Source organism: Bradyrhizobium sp. HKCCYLRH2015 (assembly GCF_051168215.1).
Lineage (GTDB): Bacteria > Pseudomonadota > Alphaproteobacteria > Rhizobiales > Xanthobacteraceae > Bradyrhizobium.
On record NZ_JBNPUO010000004.1, the window covers coordinates 323724 to 338812 of the forward strand.

Consider the following 15089-nt stretch of genomic DNA (forward strand, 5'->3'; position numbering starts at 1 on the left):
GATGAGAATGTGAAACGCTTCGTCGATGCGCTGCAAGCGGAGTTGATCGCCGCGAAGGATGAGTCCGAGCGGTACAGGCGCATCACCGAAGAGAGGGGCGTGATCATGGGCCGCCTGCGCGACGAGCGCGACGGCTACAGGCTGGAGTGGGAGGCGGCATCCGCGGAGCTTCGCCGGCTGACGCGCCAGCGTCCGGCCGTGGTCTCGGACAATGGAGCGACGCGCCCCTCCGGCAATCGCCGTGACGTGGCCTTGAGGAATTCTCCGCCTTCCGCGCTGCGGGTGCTGTGCGTCGGCACCGGCCGGGACGGCACGACGTCGCTCGCGCGGATGATGCAGGAGGTGTTCGACAACCAGGGCAACGGCGACAGGGCTGTGCACGAATGGGCGTCGAGCGAGCTCAACGAGCTGTTCTGCCAGCTCAAGGAAACCAACGATCCCAGCTTCGCGGATCAGATTCGTCAGACGATCCTCGATTGCCCCCATGCCTGCGTCGTCGGCAACGGTTATGCGGCCGTGCTGCCGATCATCGCCGAGCTCCTCGGCGACCAGGTCACGCTGGTGCATCTGCGCCGGCGCGACCGGGCGGCGTGCATCGCAAGCCTGGTTGAGAATGCGGCGCTGTCGCCGCAGAACCACCTCTACTACGCCGACTCGCCGGCCGCGCAGCGCAAGCGTCCGACCGCTGTCCACTTCGGAGAGATGTCGAAGCAGCAATGGATGGATCTGTCGCTGGCCGACAAGTTCGGCTGGTACTACGACAAGACCCACGCCTTGATCGAACGGCACAAGAGCCTGTTCCCGAACACGCTCTCCGTCGATACCGAGGACCTCAACGCGGACAGCGTGCGCCTCGCGCTGGCCCACGCGGCCGGCAGCCCCGAGGCGCCGCGCGCCTTCCACGTCAACCGGTTCGTCGATCTGCGCCATGTGCCGCCCGATCGCCGCAGCTTCGTGCAGCGGCTGCTCGGCCAGCTCGACGTCCAGAAGCTCGCCCATGACGACCTGTACGGGCTGCGGCAGGTCCTCAACGAGATGATCTATCATCTCTCGCATTTTCCCGACGCAGCACCGGGCGCGGTGGATGAGCTGCGTTGGACGCTTGGAGAGATGCACGGCCTTCTCGACAGCCGCATCCGCGACGTTCGCGAACTGATGGAGCGGGTCGGCGTGCCGCCGGAAGCTGCCGACGTTCACGGTGCGCCGCGAGCGATCAACGGCGCGCACGTCAGCCACTGATCGGGGGGGGGGGCGCGCGCGACCCTGCGGGCAGGCTCAACGCCTCAGCGGCCGGATTTCTCAGCCTCTCGCGTCTGCCAGTATGGAACAGTGCATCGCCGGGCGAATCCTGCTGCCTGCAGTTTGCTGCCAGCAAATACGGGAATGGCGGAAGGGGTGGGATTCGAACCCACGGTACCCTTGCGGGCACGCCGGTTTTCAAGACCGGTGCCTTAAACCACTCGGCCACCCTTCCATCCGGCGTCGTGTCCTGGACGTCGGCGACGTCCACGCCACGGCGGCGCGGGATCGACGCGATCCTTGTTTAGGGTGCGGGCTTGCGGCTCGTCAACGGCGCATTCACGCCTGCCAGGACGGCCTCAGCTCAAAGCCCACGCTCACCTGAGCGCAAAGGCCATCAGGCCGGAGCACAAGACTGCGGTGCTCAGCGCTGCCAGGGCGAGAAAGCTGCCCGAGAGCAAGTCCTGATGTCGCAACGCTTGATGTCGTAGATCTTGGTGTCGCATGGGCCACCTGCTGCGGCTGCGCTACCGGTCCGATCTCACACCGGCCGGAGAAAACCAAGGGCCGGGCGACGAACGGTCTGGATGATCTTCTGGTCGAAACTTCCGGCTTCAGGGATGCTCCTGAAGTGTCGTTATTAAAGCGGACGCAAACATTGAAACGGACGAGAGCCGACCATGGCGTCGGCTGTCCGATCCGTCCGGAATCAGGCCCGCGAGCGGACCCCTTCAAACGCATGAGCAAGGAAGATCCCGGCGCCAACCAAGCCCATCACTGCCGTCATTGCTTCGATCATAGCGAACACACCCTGTTGCGCCCCACGTGAAGCAAACGACGTGCAGCCCCGCACAGTCAAAATGATTCAGGTCCCGCGAAATGAGAACACTCCCAGGTGAGGATTTCACGCAACATATGTGTCCCAAAAGGTGCACTCGCAACACAGTGGCGCAGCGGAGTGCACGCCTGGGCGGCCATGGTCCGCGTCACAACCGCTGGAAAGCTCCGGTTAACCACGGCGGGGCCCACCCCATTTCCGCCGTGTTCTGGTTGCGTTATCCTTGTGTATTGAGTTGCGGGGATGCGACTCGGGGACAAGCCGGGACGCGGGGGCCTGATGGGATGGCTCGGCTGCGACCGGCTCATTGGTAATCGGGGTCGATGGGGATTGGTCAAACAGATCCGGTCGAGAGAGCGGTGCGCAGTGCCGTTGCCGTCCTCGCCTGCCTGATGGTCGCGAACTGCGCCTCGTCCAACAAGTTCGCCAGCAAGGTCGATCCGAAATACGGTGTATCGTCGAGCCCGCGCGTCGTCGGATTCGGCGAGCCGGTGCCGAAGGGCGGCGGCGTCTACCGCGTCGGCAAGCCCTATACCGTGGCCGGAAAGACCTATGTTCCCGAAGAGGACACCAACTACCGCGCCGAGGGCTTGGCCTCCTGGTATGGCGATGATTTTCACGGCCGGCTGACCGCCAATGGCGAGGTCTTCGACATGACGTCGCTGACGGCCGCCCATCCGACCCTGCCGCTGCCGAGCTATGCCCGCGTCACCAATCTTGCCAACGGCAAATCGCTCATCGTCCGCATCAACGATCGCGGCCCGTACCACGGCAACCGGCTGATCGACGTCTCCAACAAGGCCGCCGATCTGCTCGAGTTCAAGGGCAGCGGCATCGCCCGCGTCCGCGTCGAATATGTCGGCCGTGCGCCTCTCGAAGGGTCCGACGATACCCAGCTGATGGCGACCCTGCGCACCGGCATCCCGGCGCCGGCGCCGTCCCTGGTCCGTGTCGCCTCCGCCAAGCCGTTCGTTCCCGAGATCGGCGCAGGTCGTCCGATTCGCGGCGAAGTCCCGCTGCCCGAGGGGCGTCCCTACACGCTCGGCAACACCTCCGCCGACCTGGCGTCGGTCGCGGCGACGTCGGAGATGTCGGCTTCCAGCCGGAGCCGCGGACGCAGCCTCGATAATCCGCGTGCCGTGTCCTACGATCAGGCCGGCCGTTACGTGACGCCGACCAGCGCATACGACGGCGCGGATGAGGCCCGCGAGATCCTCGGCGGCCGCGGTCTGTACTGATCACGCAATACGCTCACGGAATACGATCTCGCACGTCGAACCAGCCGTCCCTCGCCGGGGCGGTTTCGATTCGACCGAGCCGCCAAGACCTTTTGCGAAAAGACCTGTTGCGAAAAGTCCTGTTGGGAAAAGTCCTGTTGGGAAAAGTCCTGCCGGGAGGGGCCTATCGGGCGGTGAATGGCACGCGCGCCCTGGCCGAGAAGGTCCAGACCCGGGTGTTGCCGCCGATCCCGCCATACTCGGCACCGAGGCCGACGCCGGCACCACCCTCCGTCTGGATGCCGAGCCCGCCGGTGAACCGGGCCGACCAGCCCTGCAGCAGCGGCGTCGAGGCGAGCGCGCCGGCGGCGAGCGTGTTGGCGTCCTCCTTGTTGAAGTAGTAGTCGCCATACATGCCGAGGAACGGCGTCAGCAGAACGCCGCTGTCGAGCCAGGCGACAGGGTAGGCGGCACGCAGGCCGCCGGAGGCGCGGCCGCTGGCGAAATCATTCGTCCCCTGCCGCGTGCCCAGCGAGTCGGTGTAGGCGTTCTGATGCTCCCACAGCGCATAGACCTTGGTCGAGGGCTCGAGCACCACGCCGGCCAATTTGTAGCTGCCGGTCAGGCCGGTCGACAGCATCCAGCGCTGACCGCTGAAATTGCCCTGGGCCGTCCCCGCGCTGCCGTCATAGCCGATGCCGGAATAGGCGACGGCGGCGTCGAAGCGCAGGGTGGGGACGATCTTCCAGCCGAGATAGGCGCCGGTGGTCCAGCCGTCGCCCTTCAGCTTTCCGTTAATCTCCTGCTGGGTGTAGCTGAATGTCTCGTAGCCGCCGAGCACGCCGACCAGGAAGCTCGGCGTCGCCCGGTAGGTCAGCCCCATCATCGCGTTGAGCTGCTGGCCGTACAGCGAGACCTGGTTGGCCTGGGTGATGCCGCCATTGTTGGTCGTGCCGAAGCGATCGACACCGGTGCCGCGGACATCAGCCCACAGCAGCCATTCCTTCTGCTCGTGCCATCTTGGCGCGGCCTGCTTCTTGTCGCCCCGGTCGATGGCCGCGAAGGCATCATCGATTCGCCCGCGGCTGCGGCCGCGCGGCTGCGACGCACCGGGCAGCATGGAGGAATAGGCGTCGCTGCCGCCGGCCGCAGCACGGTCCGAGGTCGGCGCCGGCTCGTCCTGATCGCGCGGATCGGCCGAGAAATTGAAGCGCATGCGCGCATTGCCCGGCGTCAGGAACGAACCGCCATCATTGAACCCGTCGGCGATGGCGTCATCGATCGCGCCGGAGATCGCCTGGCCGGAATTCTGTGCCACCAGCTTGCTGACCGTCTGCTGCAGCGAGCGCAGCCGCACACTGTCGACGGGCACGTTGACGGTCTGGGCGAGGGCAGGCGATGTGCTCGCGGTAAACAGCGCGCTGCCGGCATAGCTTGCGGTGACCGTGTGGCTGCCGACGGCGAGCGTCGAGGTGGCGAAGGTCGCGACGCCTCCAGCCAGTGTCACCGTGCCGATCGGCGAGCCGTTGTCGTTGAAGGTGACCGTGCCGGTCGGCGTGCCGCCCGACGCTGAAACGGTGGCCGTGAACGTCACGGGCTGGCCGAACTGGCTCGGATTCTGCGACGAGGTCAGCGCGACCGTCGTGACCAGCTGGCCTACCGACAGATTGAAGGTGGCATTGGCCGAGGCACTGTTGGTGTCGGTCACGGTCACGGTATACGTGGTCATTGCCGCCGGCGCCGTCGGCGTGCCGGTGATCTGGCCATTGGTCGTGTTGAAGCTGAGGCCGGCCGGCAGGGCCGGCGAAACGGCAAAGACCAGCGCGCCCGTACCACCCGAGCCCGTCACAGGCGTGAATGGCGTCACAGCCTGGTTGATCGGCAGCGAGCTGGACGGCACGGCCGTCGACGCCGTCACCGCACCATTGATGGTCAGGCTGAATGTGTTGCTTGCGGTCGCGTTGGCGGCGTCGGTCACGGTCACGGTGAAGGTCGTCGCCGCAATGGTCACCGTGGGCGTTCCGGAAATGCTGCCGTTGGCCGTATTGAGAGACAGTCCGGCCGGGAGCGTCGGCGCGACGGAATAGGCGAGCGGCGCGGTGCCGCCGCCGCCCGTGACCGGCGTGAACGGCGTGACGGCGTGGTTCGCGGTCAGCGTCGTCGCGGCGATCGCCTGCGTCGCGCTGACGGCGCCGTTGACCGCCAGGCTGAACGTATTGGTCGCCGTGGCACTGTTGGCGTCGGTCACCGTGACCGTATAGGTGGTGGCGCCGCTGGTCGCGGTCGGCGTGCCGGTGATCGCGCCCGAGGACGTATTGAAGGTGAGACCCGCGGGCAGCGCCGGCGCGATGCCATAGCTCAGCGGCGACGTGCCCCCGGCGCCGGTCACCGGCGTGAAGGACGCCACCGGTGTATTCACGGTCAGGCCTTTGGACGCGATGGCCTGCGTCGCGGTCACCGCGCCATTGATCGTGAGGCTGAACGTGTTGCTGGCGCTGGCGCTGTTGGCGTCGCTCACCGTGACCGTATAGGTGGCGGCGGTGCTGATCGCGGTCGGTGTGCCCGTGATGGCACCCGTCGAGGTGTTGAAGCTGAGGCCGGCGGGCAGCGCCGGTGCGATGCCATAGGTGAGCGGCGAGGTGCCGCCGCCCCCGGTCACCGGGGTGAAGGATGTCGCGGCGACATTGACGGTCAGGGACTTCGCCGGAATCGACTGCGTCGCGCTGACGGCGCCGTTGACGGTCAGGCTGAAGGTGTTCGTCGCGGTCCCGTTGTTGGTGTCGGTGACGGTCACGGTGTAGGTCGCCGTCGCCGCGCTGGTCGAGGGCGTGCCCGAGATCGCGCCGGTGGAAGTGTTGATGCTCAGCCCGGCGGGCAGACTCGGCGAGATTGAATAAGACAATGCGCCCGTGCCGCCGCCGCCCGTGACCGGCGTGAAGGCGGTGATCGCCTGGTTGGCGGTAAACGTCCGAGAGGCGATGGCCTGCGTTGCGGTCACCGCGCTGTTCACCGTCAGGCTGAACGTGTTGCTGGCCGTGGCACTGTTGGCATCCGTCACCGTGACCGTGTAGGTCGTGGCGCCGCTGGTCGCCGTCGGCGTGCCCGTGATCGCGCCGGTGGAGGTGTTGAGCGTCAGGCCCGTCGGCAGCGCGGGTGCAACGGAGTAGGAGAGCGGCGGCGTGCCGCCCGATCCGGTGACCGGCGTGAACGAGGTCGCTGCTGTATTCTGTGTCAGCGCCTTGGACGCAATGGCCTGGGTCGCGCTCACCGGACCGTTGACGGTCAATTGGAAGGTGTTGCTGGCGGTACCGTTGTTGGCATCCGTCACGGTCACCGTGTAGGTGGTCGTGCTGCTGGTCACGGTCGGCGTGCCGCTGACCTGGCCGGTGCTGGTGTTGAAGCTGAGACCGGTCGGCAAGGTCGGCGCGATCGCATAGGTCCGCGGCGTCGTGCCGCCGCCGCCGGTGACCGGCGTGAATGTCGTGATGGCCGTGTTCACGGTGACGGTGGCCGAGCTCACCGACTGCGTCGCGGTAACGGCGGTATTCACCGTGAGGCTGAAGGTATTGCTGGCCGTGGCGCTGTTGGCGTCGGTGACGGTGACCGTATAGGTGGTTGCACCGCTGCTCACGGTCGGCGTGCCAGTGATCGCGCCGGTGTTGGTGTCGAGCGTGAGGCCCGAGGGCAGCGCCGGCGACACGCCGTAGGTGAGCGGCGGGGTGCCGTTGCCGCCGGTCACGGGCGTGAAGGAGGTCGCAGCCGCATTCTGCGTCAATATCTTCGATGCGACCGACTGGGTCGCGGTCACGGCCGCATTGACGGCGAGACTGAACGTGTTCGAGGCCGTCGCGCTGTTCGCGTCCGTGACGGTGACCGTGTACGTCGTCGATCCGCTCGTGGCCGTCGGCGTGCCCGTGATCGCGCCGGTCGACGTATTGAGCGAGAGACCGGAGGGCAGCGACGGCAAGATGCTAAAGGTGTAGGGCGTCGTGCCGCCGCCGCCGGTGACCGGTGTGAACGAGGTCGTCGCGTGGTTCTGCGTCAGCGTCTTCGAGGCGACCGCCTGCGTCGCCGTGACCGCGCCGTTGACCGTCAGGCTGAACGTGTTGCTGGCGGTGGCGCTGTTGGCATCGGTGACGGTGACCGTATAGGTGGTCGCGGTGCTGGTGATCGTGGGCGTGCCGGTGATCGCACCCGTGGACGTGTTGAACGAAAGACCGGTCGGCAGCGACGGCACGATGCCATAGCCGAGCGGCGCGGTGCCGCCGGATCCGGTGACCGGCGTGAACGAGGTCGTCGCGGTGTTGACGGTCAGCGCTTTCGACGCGATGGCCTGGGTCGCGGTGGGGCCGGGCAGGTTGACGGTGATGGTCCAAGAGGTGAGCGCCGTTCCGGAGCCTGAGCAGGTTACGAGAAAGTCGCTACAGTCTGACGCATAAAACAGCGTGATCGTATCCTGGCCGCCGCCCGTCAGGCTGTTCAGAGTGATGTTGATCTGAGCCTGACCAGTATTCGCACTCTGCCCATTGTCGTTTCCACTGCTTGGATGCAGCGTGTAATTGGCTTTGCTCGTCGTCGGGCTGTAGTCGGAATAAGCACTCGAGCTCGTGCCGGCGATGGGCAGCTGGGTGTTCGCATTCGTGCCGGATACGGAGTACAAGCCGTAGACAACGGCATCGTCTCCGGTGTTGGGAGTGCCAACCACGGTGAGACACAGGTGATAGACCTGTGACACGGAATTGAATGTGATCGTGGCCCCGGTGGTCGAATTGACGGTCAGATCGCAGACCGCCTGCGCCGATGAGATCGACGCGCCCATGGCCGCGAGAACGACAAAGGTCGTCACCGCCAACGTTCTTACGTTGCTGACGGCCGACGACCAGCGAGTCAGAAACCGCTGGAACGACGTCTTCCACGCGCCAATGATGATCGCGAAAAGCTGCACCTTGCCCCTGCGCTTCCCCGCGACCGCGGGTCGACCTCGGCCGCGGTCCCAAATATTCTGCGACTGCAATAAAGATTACCGAAAACTTACCGTTGATTAAGCTTTGTTTCCCCTGTGCCGCAAGCCAGTGATGCACGGAACCGCTGCACTAGCGCGGCCTTTCTCGAAGTTAGTTGCGCGCCCGCAACACTGCGACCTTTCCGCGTGCTGATTCGGGGCAGGTCTCGCGAAACGCCCCCACATCCTCTGCGGGTTCATGCTTGACTGTTCCCGTCGGATGCATGACACTTTCGAATTGCACATGGCGAATACGGGACGCGTCGGTTGTCTGCGTTTCGTCGTGACGCGCTTTGTTGTCTGGTTGAATTGCACAAAATCATTTGGAGGAACGCATGCCGGTTACGCCTGTGCTCGGGCAAATCATGCCATTTGCTGGAAGCCAGCCACCGAGGGGGTGGGCGTTCTGCAACGGCGCGCTGTTGGCGATCCAGACGAACCAGGCATTGTTCTCCCTGCTCGGCACCTATTACGGCGGCAATGGTATCACGACGTTCGCACTGCCTGATCTTCGCGGACGGGCTATCCTCGGCTCGACCGGCGGCAGCGGCCAGTTTCCCGCTGGCACGGTCAGCGGCGAGACCACGGTGACGCTCACGACGGCGCAGATGCCGACCCATAATCACCAGATCCAGGCGTCCAGCAACGACGGTACTGGGCGTGGAGCGTCGGCGACCAACAACGTGTTCGCGACAAACAAGCTCCCGCCAGACAATCCCAAGCTGATCTTCACCACCGCCGGGACGAACGCGGTGCCGCTGTCGCTCAGCACCAACATCGTCGACATCGGCGGCGGGCAGCCCCACAACAACATGCAGCCCTACCTCGTGATCAATTATCTGATCGCCCTGAATGGGGTTTTCCCTTCGCGCAACTGAGACGGCTCGGCGCTCACGTTTCTCACCATCGTCGCAATCCGCCGCATCGCGCCCGCTTCGCGGCGCCCACCGCACTTGAAAGGATGTCGGGATGTCAGACCCATTTCTCGGCGAGATCAGGCTGTTTGGCTTTCCGCGCATACCGGATGGCTGGCTCGCCTGCGACGGAAGCGCATTGTCCATCGCCAACTATGATGCGCTCTATGCGGTCATCGGGACGACGTTTGGTGGCGACGGGGTCCAGACCTTCAATCTGCCGGACCTGCGCGGCCGCGTTCCGATCGGGCAGGGCACGCCGCCCGGCGGCGCATCCTATCTGCTGGGGCAACTGGACGGTGAGGACGAGCACACCTTGATCACGACCGAGATGCCCACGCACAGCCACGCTTTGTTGGCGTCGACCACCGTCGCCGACACGGCACAGCCGGGGACCAGTACCCTCCTGGGAACCGCGACAGCGGGCAATCTCTACGCGCCCAGTGCTGACGCCGGGACCTACGAAGTGATGGCGGCCTGCGTCGGGCCGTCGGGGCAGGGCGTCGCTCACAACAACATCATGCCGACCGTCGTCGGCAATTACTGCATCTGCATCAACGGCATCTTCCCGTCGCCGGGCTGACGCCTTCGCGTTCGATCGGCTCTATTGCGCATTCCTCAGGAGAGACGTCGTGTCAGACCCCTTCGTCGGCGAAATCCAGGCCTTTCCGTTCACCTTTGCAGCCGACGGCTTCAACAGCGCGTGGCTGCCGTGCTTCGGCCAGTTGCTTCCGATCCAGCGGTATACGCCGTTGTTCGCGCTGATCGGCACCTATTACGGCGGCAACGGCACCACCAATTTCGCCCTGCCGAATCTGAGCGGCGCGATCACCAACGGGCAGGGCGACGGCCCCGGTCTGCAGCCGCGCGTCATCGGTGAGGCGATGGGGACCAGCACCGCCTTTCTGACCACGGCCGAGATGCCCGCGCATGCCCACACGCTGCAGCTCGGCAGCAAGGCGGCCGCGAATGCCACGCCAGGGCCGGGGACGGGCGTGGGCATCGTGGCGATCGATCCCAGCTTCAACGGGTTCCTGGCGCCGCCGGGCAATACGACGCTGGCGGTCAATGCGGTCACATCGAACGGGCAGAGCATTCCGCACGACAACATGCAGCCGACCCAGGCGCTGATCTGGTGCATCTGCTATGCGGGCATCTTCCCGTCATTCAACAACTCCTGAGCCGAGCAGGCTCGGAGTGACGCTCGGGATCGACGTCGTCTCACCGGACGTTCGCTTGCGGCTGCGGCCGGCCGAGACCGCCGACGAGCCGTTCCTGCGTGACCTCTTTGGTTTCGTCAAAGGTGCGCAGCTCGCCGCGGCCGGTCTGCCGCCGGCGATGCTCGATCTCGTGCTGGCGCAGCAGTATCGCGCCCAGCTCGCAAGCCATGCGGCGCAGTGTCCGGCGGCGCAGTCGCTGATCATTCTCCGCGACGCCGCGCCGGTCGGGCGGCTGCTGCTCGACCGCGCGGCGTCACAATGGCACGTGGTGGATCTCGCGCTGCTGCCTGGCGCGCGCAACGCGGGTGTCGGGCGCGAGATCATGCAGGCGGTCGCCACCGCCGCACGGGAGCAGGGCGCCGCGGTGCTTTCGCTCGCGGTCGCAACCACGAATGACGACGCGATAAGGTTCTACGTCCGACTGGGCTTCCGCGACGTGGCGGACAACGCGACAGCGTCGCATCGCATGATGGAGCTGCCGCTCGCGCGCTAACGAGCCGGAGCCACCTCGCGCAGGAACGCGATCAGCGCCGCGTTCACCTCGGCGGCGCATTCCTGCTGGATCCAGTGGCCGGCGCCGTCGATGATCAGCTTGCGCCGGAGATCCGGCAGCACGCGCGCCATGTCCTGAACGCGCTTGGCGCCGATCAGCCCCGTCACCACCGCGTCCGCGCTGCCCGCGATGAACAGCGACGGCTGGCGGATCTGGGCGTCCTGCCATGGCGCGGTCAGCTCCCAGTTGCGGTCGATGTTGCGATACCAGTTCAGGCCACCGCGAAAGCCGGAGGTGCGATAGGCTGCGATGAACTCGGCGAGGTCTGCTTCGCTCAGCCACGCCGGCCGAGGCAGGGCGGGGTTCGCCGCACCGAGGAAGCCCTTGTCCGGCGCGACGAACAGCGACTGCGGGTCGGAGAAGCCACGCGCCAGCATCGTGCGCATCGTCAGCGCGACGTCGCGCTCGAGCTCGGCTTCGGCGACGCCGGGCGTCTGAAAATACTGCCAGTAGAAATTCTCGATGCCGCCGGCGTGGAACGTCTCAAGGGGGAGGCTGCGGCCGCGAAACGGCGGCGGGACGCTCAAGCCGGCGACGGCCGTGAACATGTCCGGCCGGAACAGCGCCGCATGCCAGGCGACCGGCGCGCCCCAGTCGTGGCCGATGATGACGGCGGTGTCCTCGCCGAGCGCCTCGACCAGTGCCACCATGTCGCCGACGGTGTCGAAGATCGAGTAGGCGGCGATGTCTGCTGGCGCCTGCGAGCGGCCGAACCCGCGCATGTCGGGCGCGACCACCCGATAGCCGGCCTCGGCCAGCGCCACGATCTGGTGCCGCCACGAATAGGACAGTTCGGGCCAGCCGTGGCACAGCACGACAAGCGGGCCTTCGCCCTGTTCGCGCACGAACAGCTCGATTCCGTTGACCTTGATGGTCCGCGTCGATGACACCGTTTCCACCCTCGATCGCTCGCTTTTGATTGGCCGCCTTGATTGTCGGCCCTGGAGGTATCGCACCGGCCGAAGGGCTGCGCAAATCGCGGGACAGCGCTTGGATTCGCGGGATTGCCGAGTTGTTTGCGCCCCCCGCAACTGCTAGAATCCCAGTGCGCTCCAGAGCTTAGCCGATGAATGTCATGACCTTACCGCCGCGTCGCTCCGGTTTCACGTCCGGACGGGTGACGCGTGCGCTCATCGCCTTGGCCGCGGCGTTCGCCGTCGGCTGGAGCGGCGTGCTCTACGCCGCCAACCAGAGCGTCCAGGGCGCGCGCAAGGAGGATGGCGGCTTCGACGGCGATGCGCCGACCGCGATCCTGGTGGAGGCCAACAGCGGCAGCGTGCTGTTCGAGAAGAATGCGGACGAGCTGCGGGCGCCTTCCAGCATGATGAAGCTGATGACCGCCGAGGTGGTCTTCAACGCGGTCAAGGACGGCACGATCAAGCTCAACGACGAATACCGCATCAGCGAGAACGCCTGGCGCCGGGGCGGGGCGCCCTCCGGCACCTCGACGATGTTCGCCGCGCTCAACAGCAAGGTGTCGGTGAGCGACCTCCTGCACGGCGCGATCATCCAGAGCGGCAACGACGCCTGCATTGCGCTCGCCGAGGGCATGGCCGGCAACGAGAAGATCTTCGCCGCCGACTACATGACCAAGCGGGCGCGCGAGCTCGGCCTCACCAGATCGACCTTCGCCAATTCCAACGGGCTGCCGGATCCCGGCAACAAGATGACGGTGCGCGAGCTCGCCATGCTCGCCCGGCACATCATCCTGGATTTCCCGGAGTTCTATAAGATCTTCGGCGAGAAGGAATTCACCTGGAACAAGATCCGGCAGCAGAACCGCAACCCGCTGCTGAACGCGATGGAGGGCGCCGACGGCCTCAAGACCGGCTACACCAAGGAAGGCGGCTACGGCATGGTCGGCTCGGCCGTGCAGAACGGCACCCGGCTGATCGTGGTCGTCAATGGCCTGGAGGACTCCGAGGACCGCGCCACCGAGGCCAAGAAGATGCTGGAATGGGGCTTCCGCAATTTCGAGACCCGCACCCTGTTCGCGGCGGAGCAGCCGATCGGCTACGCCAAGGTGTTCGGCGGCGAGAGCCGCTCGGTCAAGCTGTCGAGCCCGGTGCCGGTCAAGGTCATGGTGCAGAAGAATGGCGGCGACAAGCTGATCGCCCGCATCATCTACAGTGGCCCGGTCAGGGCTCCCATCGAGCCCGGGCAGAAGGTCGGGGTTGTCAGGGTCTGGCGCGGCCCCAATATCGCCATGGAGGCCCCTGTCTATGCTGCGGAGGCGGTGGGCAGGGGATCCACGATGCGGCGTGCGATCGATGGGGTCAGCGAGCTCGTGATCGGGATGTTCCGCGCCGGGGCCGAGAAGCTCTAGAGACATGGCGGATTCAGCTTTGAAACGTGGTCCGGGCCGCGGCCGATTCGTCACCTTCGAGGGTGGCGAGGGCGCCGGAAAATCCACGCAGATCAAGATGTTGGCGGACCGTCTGCAGAAGGAGGGTGTGCGCGTCGTCCTGACCCGCGAGCCCGGGGGATCGCCGGGCGCGGAGATCATGCGCCACCTCGTGCTGTCGGGCATGGGCAAGCTGCTGGGGCCGGAGGCCGAGACGCTGCTGTTCGCCGCCGCACGCGACGACCATGTGCGCAACGTGATTCTCCCGGCGCTGAACCAGGGAAGCTGGGTGTTGTGCGATCGCTTCTTCGATTCGACCCGGGCCTACCAGGGCAGCCAGGGCAAGGTCGCGCCCGATGTGCTCAATGCGATGCAGCGGGTCACGATCGGCGACCTCAAGCCGGACCTGACGCTGATCCTCGACGTGCCCGTCGAGGTCGGCCTGCAGCGCGCCGCGGCGCGGCGCGGCAGCGGCGCGCCGGACCGGTTCGAAGGCGAGGACATCAAGTTCCACAAGGGGCTGCGCGACGCCTTTCACAAGATCGCCGCCGAGGATCCCCGGCGCTGCGTGCTGGTCGACGCCACGGCGAGCGCGGATACGGTCTCGCAACTCGTTTGGGACGCCGTGCGCGAGCGGCTGTTCGCGGAAGTGGCGGCCGCCTCATGAGCGCACGCAAGGTCGAGCCGGAGATCGCGGTCCGCCATCCCCGCGAGACCAGCGCCTTGTTCGGCCATCGCGAGGCCGAGGCCGCGCTGCTGTCAGCCTATCGCAGCGGCCGGATGGCGCATGCCTGGCTGATCGGCGGCCCGCAAGGCATCGGCAAGGCCACCTTGGCCTACCGCATGGCGCGCTTCGTGCTGACCCACCGTGATCCTGCGTCGGACGCGGTACGTACCGCCGGCTCGCTGTACGTGGACCCGGATGATCACGTGGCCCGGCTGATCGCCTCCGAGGCCCATGGCGGGCTGCTCACCTTGGAGCGCTCGGCCAACGACAAGGGCGTGCTGCGCACCGTCATCACCGTGGACGAAACCCGCGAGACGATCTCGTTCTTCGGCTCGACGGCGGCGGTCGAGGGCTGGCGGGTCTGCATCGTCGACACCGTCGACGAGCTCAATCCCAACGCCGCCAACGCGCTGCTGAAGATCCTCGAGGAGCCGCCGCAGCAGTCGCTGTTCCTGCTGGTCAGCCACGCGCCGGCGCGGGTGCTGGCCACCATCAAATCGCGCTGCCGCCGGCTGGCGCTGCGGGCCTTGGCGACCGACGACGTCATCAGCGCCGCGGCCGAGGCCACCGGCATGAACGTAGCCGAGCCGGCGCTGCGCGAGGCGGCCAGGGCCTCCGAGGGCAGCGTCGCGCGCACCCTGATGCTGCTGGGCGGCGACGGGCTGCAGCTGCAGACCCGGACCGCGGCGCTGCTCGCGAGCCTGCCGCGAATCGACGCCGGCGAGCTGCATGCCCTGGGTGATGCGCTCGGCACCAGCGACCGCGTCGCGCTGGCGAGCTTCCTCGACAGCATCGAGCGCTGGGTGGCGGAGCGGCTGCGCGCTGGCGATGCCAACGCGGAACTGCCGCGCCTTGCACGGCTGGCGGAGGTATGGGAAAAGATCGTCCGCGCCGCGCGCGACACCGAATCCTATAATCTGGAACGAAAACCGCTGGTTTTCTCGGTGTTCGGGATGCTTGCCGAAGCCACGCGGTAACCGCGCGACCATCATCCCGGGATCATCAGGATCAATCCGTCGACCGACGTCGTCAAAG

Annotated in this window: 11 protein-coding genes and 1 tRNA gene; 9 read left to right on the top strand and 3 right to left on the bottom strand. The window is 66.4% G+C overall.

The window, feature by feature from the left end:
* Positions 1–9 precede the first annotated feature (9 nt).
* Entirely contained in the window at positions 10–1239 is a 1230-nt protein-coding gene (locus ACQR1H_RS12675) for a hypothetical protein (protein ID WP_434907613.1), read from the top strand.
* 145 nt (positions 1240–1384) lie between these two features.
* Here the strand turns inward: ACQR1H_RS12675 and ACQR1H_RS12680 are convergent.
* Positions 1385–1474 (bottom strand) — tRNA-Ser (locus ACQR1H_RS12680).
* A 926-nt stretch (positions 1475–2400) separates the two neighbouring features.
* On the opposite strand from ACQR1H_RS12680, the gene ACQR1H_RS12685 reads away from it, so the two are divergent.
* Complete coding sequence (locus tag ACQR1H_RS12685) at positions 2401–3315, top strand: septal ring lytic transglycosylase RlpA family protein (RefSeq protein ID WP_315799985.1); 915 nt, start codon at positions 2401–2403, stop codon at positions 3313–3315.
* A 163-nt stretch (positions 3316–3478) separates the two neighbouring features.
* Here ACQR1H_RS12685 and ACQR1H_RS12690 read toward each other — a convergent pair whose 3' ends face one another.
* The gene (locus ACQR1H_RS12690) at positions 3479–8140 is read right to left on the bottom strand and encodes a beta strand repeat-containing protein (protein WP_434907614.1); all 4662 of its coding nucleotides are present in this window, start codon (positions 8138–8140) and stop codon (positions 3479–3481) included.
* A gap of 491 nt (positions 8141–8631) precedes the next feature.
* On the opposite strand from ACQR1H_RS12690, the gene ACQR1H_RS12695 reads away from it, so the two are divergent.
* From ACQR1H_RS12695 to ACQR1H_RS12710, 4 genes are all read left to right on the top strand, one after another.
* A complete protein-coding gene (locus ACQR1H_RS12695; protein WP_434907615.1) occupies positions 8632–9174 on the top strand; it encodes a phage tail protein in 543 nt (180 codons plus the stop codon).
* Between the two features lie 91 nt (positions 9175–9265).
* Positions 9266–9793 carry a phage tail protein gene (locus ACQR1H_RS12700; protein ID WP_316178755.1) on the top strand — a complete coding sequence of 176 codons (528 nt, stop codon included), beginning with the start codon at positions 9266–9268 and terminating at the stop codon, positions 9791–9793.
* Positions 9794–9842: 49 nt separating this feature from the next.
* On the top strand, positions 9843–10391 hold the full coding sequence (locus tag ACQR1H_RS12705; protein ID WP_434872793.1) for a phage tail protein: 549 nt from the start codon (positions 9843–9845) through the stop codon (positions 10389–10391).
* A 16-nt stretch (positions 10392–10407) separates the two neighbouring features.
* The gene (locus ACQR1H_RS12710; protein WP_316215807.1) at positions 10408–10923 is read left to right on the top strand and encodes a GNAT family N-acetyltransferase; all 516 of its coding nucleotides are present in this window, start codon (positions 10408–10410) and stop codon (positions 10921–10923) included.
* Here the strand turns inward: ACQR1H_RS12710 and ACQR1H_RS12715 are convergent.
* On the bottom strand, positions 10920–11873 hold the full coding sequence (locus ACQR1H_RS12715; protein WP_434907616.1) for an alpha/beta fold hydrolase: 954 nt from the start codon (positions 11871–11873) through the stop codon (positions 10920–10922). The genes ACQR1H_RS12710 and ACQR1H_RS12715 overlap by 4 nt on opposite strands.
* Positions 11874–12049: 176 nt before the next feature.
* On the opposite strand from ACQR1H_RS12715, the gene ACQR1H_RS12720 reads away from it, so the two are divergent.
* The 3 genes from ACQR1H_RS12720 to ACQR1H_RS12730 are packed head-to-tail and all read left to right on the top strand — an operon-like array spanning position 12050 to position 15031.
* Positions 12050–13309 carry a D-alanyl-D-alanine carboxypeptidase family protein gene (locus ACQR1H_RS12720; RefSeq protein WP_316178747.1) on the top strand — a complete coding sequence of 420 codons (1260 nt, stop codon included), beginning with the start codon at positions 12050–12052 and terminating at the stop codon, positions 13307–13309.
* 4 nt (positions 13310–13313) lie between these two features.
* Positions 13314–13994 (top strand): dTMP kinase, encoded by a 681-nt coding sequence (gene tmk / locus ACQR1H_RS12725; protein WP_315799977.1) that lies wholly within the window; start codon positions 13314–13316, stop codon positions 13992–13994.
* Positions 13991–15031 carry a DNA polymerase III subunit delta' gene (locus ACQR1H_RS12730; RefSeq protein WP_434907617.1) on the top strand — a complete coding sequence of 347 codons (1041 nt, stop codon included), beginning with the start codon at positions 13991–13993 and terminating at the stop codon, positions 15029–15031. The genes tmk and ACQR1H_RS12730 overlap by 4 nt, the downstream gene beginning before the upstream one ends.
* The last annotated feature ends 58 nt before the right edge of the window (positions 15032–15089 follow it).